This window comes from Brachyspira catarrhinii (assembly GCF_005518285.1).
GTDB classification, from domain to species: Bacteria; Spirochaetota; Brachyspiria; order Brachyspirales; family Brachyspiraceae; genus Brachyspira; species Brachyspira catarrhinii.
On the sequence record NZ_SJDU01000490.1, the window covers coordinates 1 to 1476 of the forward strand.

Genomic DNA, 1476 nt, shown 5'->3' on the forward strand with positions numbered 1-1476 from the left:
TGACAAGGACAGAGAATGAAACATTTAATAATATATCTAATAATTTTTATAAGTATTTTTATAGTGCTAAGCTCATGCAGTACAAAAACAAAATATGTAAAAGTACCTCTTTCTACACCTCCAGAAATATTTATTATAAAAGCTGTTACAAACAGACAAGATTTAATGAGAAGATACCAAGAAAGCATTATAAAAATTGGCGAATGGCAGCTTTGGTATAATGTGCAAGTTTCTAGTAATTACTATTTTTATAAATAAAATCTAAAAGCAGGAGCTTTATTATGGCTTTAGAAAAACCTGAAAACTATAGAGAAGTGCCAGCACTGCAGGATGGCGAAACTATATTTGCTGAAGATCATAATCAGATAATAGCAGATATAGAAAAGATAAAAGGCGGAAAGTCTAATGAAGTTCCTGTATCTAATATTAAAGAATTAAAAGATATTTTAGATGGTATATTAGCAGGAAAAACTCTTACAGCTTCACAAATAATTTTTGATAATGAAGAAGCTAAATTAATATATAAAAAATATAATTTTCCAAAGTTTAAAACAAATATAAACACTATTAACTTAGTATTGACTGATGAAAATACCAGCAGTGAATATACAGCAGTTATAGAAAAAGAAGAAAATAACTATAGAATGAAATCTATAATTAATGATTTTCCTGTAAATAAAATGGTATGCTTAATAATTAAAAGTATTAATGGAAATGATGATTTATATTATAAATACAGTGTATTAGGACAATTCTTTGATATAAACAAAAATAAAATATATGAATTAGATTCAAATGAATGCATAATATCTGATATGGATTGTCCGTTTGTATTTAATATATCTATTAATAGCAGTAATTTAGTATTGAGTATATTAAAGTCTATTTTTCCAACTGAACTACAAAATAAAAACTATAATATTATTTTGAATATTAAAAATAAGCAATTAAATAAATTGGATACAAATATATATTTTTCATTTATAGGACGTATTAATACTTTCAAACTCCAATTAATAAAAACAGACAATAATAAAATAAAGTTAATAGGAAATTATACTCATAAAACTAGTTTAATTTATCCTATTTGTTATAGTCCAATCTTAGCTAATTATTTTAATATAATCAGTAATGATAATGAGCTAATCAATACAGACGGTATCACATCCAGTTCTGGAAAGCCTAAGAAGTTCGGCTTTATGAAATATAATAATATACCAAATACTTATTACTTAAAAATATCTAATCAGGATGGTTCAGAAATAGATACAAATGAAATAATAACTTTTGATTTGACTCCTGATAAAAATGCAGAAGTAGAAGTAAAAGAAAAAGTAATAGAAACTGTACAGGATGCTATAGAAGCGTTAAGCGATACATATAACGGTGATTTTTATTCAGAACCAACGCCTGATAATCCTGAAGAAGAAATATATTCTTTTGAAAAGACTACTTTTACTTTAGAAGCTGAAAGCG

2 protein-coding genes are annotated in these 1476 nt (G+C 25.1%); both read left to right on the forward strand.

Translation table 11 applies throughout. The features are described from left to right. Positions 1-15: 15 nt before the first annotated feature. A complete protein-coding gene (locus EZH24_RS11735) occupies positions 16-258 on the forward strand; it encodes a hypothetical protein (RefSeq protein WP_161976166.1) in 243 nt (80 codons plus the stop codon). A 23-nt stretch (positions 259-281) separates the two neighbouring features. Then, the coding region (locus EZH24_RS11740; RefSeq protein ID WP_137999267.1) for a peptidase at positions 282-1476 on the forward strand (1195 nt) is incomplete at its 3' end.